Origin of the sequence: uncultured Adlercreutzia sp., from assembly GCF_958431955.1 — a bacterium.
Taxonomy (GTDB): domain Bacteria; phylum Actinomycetota; class Coriobacteriia; order Coriobacteriales; family Eggerthellaceae; genus Adlercreutzia.
Window position 1 is genome coordinate 1 of sequence record NZ_CAUASN010000067.1, and the last position, 2,874, is coordinate 2,874.

At 65.2% G+C, this 2,874-nt stretch carries 1 protein-coding gene; it reads left to right on the plus strand.

Annotated elements, in window-relative coordinates; translation table 11 throughout:
- Window positions 1–214 precede the first annotated feature (214 nt).
- Window positions 215–2,874: DNA-directed RNA polymerase subunit beta (gene rpoB / locus Q5064_RS11320; RefSeq protein ID WP_302964762.1), on the plus strand; the 2,660-nt coding region annotated here is incomplete at its 3' end.

Genomic DNA, 2,874 nt, shown 5'->3' on the forward strand with positions numbered 1-2,874 from the left:
GGCTCGCGGGCGGGGGGCCCGCGATGGGGGGATGGGGCGACCGCTTCCTGCGACAGGAAATTTCTGTCCGAACAAAGCCCTGTTCCGGGGCTATTTTCCAGAAAATTTCCATGGCTGCTGAAAATTTTTCTTGACTCGGCCTTCGCGCAATAGTAGATTAGCGGATTGCAACTTTTTTGCAGTTTTGCGATGGACGTGAAGGAGGAACAGCCTCGTGGCTCAAGGAAAAAAATCCGCTCCCACCAGCCTTTACAGGGATCGCCGAAGCTTCGCGAAGATTCCGGACGTGATGGACGTCCCGAATCTGATCGCCATTCAGACGGAAAGCTTCGAGTGGTTCAAGAATGAGGGCTTGGCCCAGGCCTTCGCCGACGTGTGCCCCATTGAGAACAACACCGGGGATATGTGTGTCGAGTTCGGCAAGCATGAGTTCGGCGAGCCCAAGTACACGGTAGATGAGTGCAAGGAGAAGGACGTCTCCTACCAGGCTCCGCTCTTCGTGGAGATCCGCTTCATCAACCGCGAGACCGGCGAGATCAAGGAGCAGGAGGTGTTCATGGGCGACTTCCCGCTCATGACGCCGCGCGGCACCTTCATCATCAACGGCACCGAGCGCGTCGTGGTGTCCCAGCTCGTGCGCTCCCCGGGCGTGTACTTCGCCGCCGAGCGCGACAAGACCTCCGATAAGACCATCTACAACGCGAAGGTCATCCCCTCCCGCGGCGCGTGGCTCGAGTTCGAGACCGACAAGCGCGACCTGCTCTCCGTCCGCATCGACCGCAAGCGCAAGCAGCCGGCCACCCTGCTCGTGCGCGCCCTCGGCCTCGCCGAGACCCGCGAGGAGATCATCGAGCTGCTCGGAAGCTCCGAGATGGTGCTGCGCACGCTCGACCGCGATCCGGCCACCACGAAGGAAGAGTCGCTCATCGAGCTGTACAAGCGCTTCCGTCCCGGCGAGCCGCCGACCATCGACAGCGCCCGCACGCTGCTCGACGGCCTGTTCTTCAACCCGCAGCGCTACGACCTGGCCAAGGTCGGCCGCTACAAGATGGACAAGAAGCTCGGATTTGCGCCCGAGGAGAACGACTCCTCCACGCTGACCGACGAGGACATCGTGCGCACCATGCGCTACATCATCGGCCTGCACAACGGTGACGAGGGCTTCGCCACCGACGACATCGACCACTTCGGCAACCGCCGCATCCGCTCGGTGGGCGAGCTGATCCAGAACCAGTTCCGCATCGGTCTGTCGCGTATGGAGCGCGTGGTGCGCGAGCGCATGTCCATGCAGGAGCCCGACGAGATCACGCCGCAGTCGCTGGTGAACATCCGCCCCATCGTGGCCGCCATCAAGGAGTTCTTCGGAAGCTCCCAGCTCTCGCAGTTCATGGACCAGACCAATCCCGCCGCCGGCATCACGCACAAGCGCCGTCTGTCGGCCCTGGGCCCGGGCGGTCTGTCCCGCGAGCGCGCCGGCTTCGAGGTGCGCGACGTGCACACCTCCCACTACGGGCGTATGTGCCCCATCGAGACGCCTGAAGGCCCGAACATCGGCCTGATCGGCTCGCTGGCCACCTACGCCCGCATCAACCCCTACGGCTTCATCGAGACGCCGTACCGCCGCGTCGTCGACGGCAAGGTGACCGACGACATCGACTACCTGACCGCCGATGAGGAGGAGAACTTCACCATCGCTCAGGCCAACGACTTGTTCGACCTGGAGACCCGCGAGTTCGGCTACACCGACGAGGACGGCGTGTTCCACAAGGCCACCCGCGTGCTCGCCCGTACCACCGACACCAACGGCGTGTTCGGCGAGGCCATGGACGTGCCGCCCGAGCAGGTGAACTACATGGACGTCTCCCCGCGCCAGATGACCTCCGTGGCCACCTCGCTCATTCCCTTCCTCGAGCACGACGACGCCAACCGCGCCCTCATGGGCTCGAACATGCAGCGCCAGGCCGTGCCGCTGCTGCGTCCCACGGCCCCGCTCGTGGGTACCGGCATCGAGCACCGCATCGCGGTGGACTCCGGCGAGATCCTCGTGGCCCAGCGCCCCGGCGTGGTGGACTACGTGGACGGCCAGACCATCATCATCCTGAACGACGAGGGCGAGTACGACGAGTACCTCATCCCGAAGTTCCAGCGCTCCAACCAGTCCGGCTGCATCAACCACCGCCCCATCGTCCGCAAGGGCGACGAGGTCCAGGCCGGCGACGTGCTGGCTGACGGCCCCTCCTGCGACGGCGGCGAGCTGGCGCTCGGCCAGAACCTCATGATCGCCTACATGCCCTGGGAAGGCTACAACTACGAGGACGCCATCATCGTGTCCGAGCGCGTGGTGTCCGAGGACCTGCTCACCTCCATCCACATCTCCGAGTACGAGATCGACGCGCGCGACACGAAGCTCGGCCCCGAGGAGATCACCCGCGAGATCCCGAACATCTCCGAGGACATGATCTCCGACCTGGACGCCGACGGCATCATCCGCGTGGGCGCCGAGGTGTTCCCGGGCGACGTGCTCGTGGGCAAGGTCACGCCGAAGGGCGAGACGGAGCTCACGGCCGAGGAGCGCCTGCTGCGCGCCATCTTCGGCGAGAAGGCCCGCGAGGTGCGCGACACCTCGCTCAAGGTGCCCCACGGCTCCGGCGGCCGCGTCATCGGCATCTACCGCACTTCCCGCGAGGCCGGCGACGACTTGGCCCCCGGCGTGAACGAGCTCGTCCGCATCTACGTGGCCCAGAAGCGCAAGGTGCAGCAGGGCGACAAGCTGTCGGGCCGCCACGGCAACAAGGGCGTCATCTCCCGCGTGCTGCCCGTGGAGGACATGCCCTACCTCGCCGACGGCACCCCCATCGACGTCATCCTGAACCC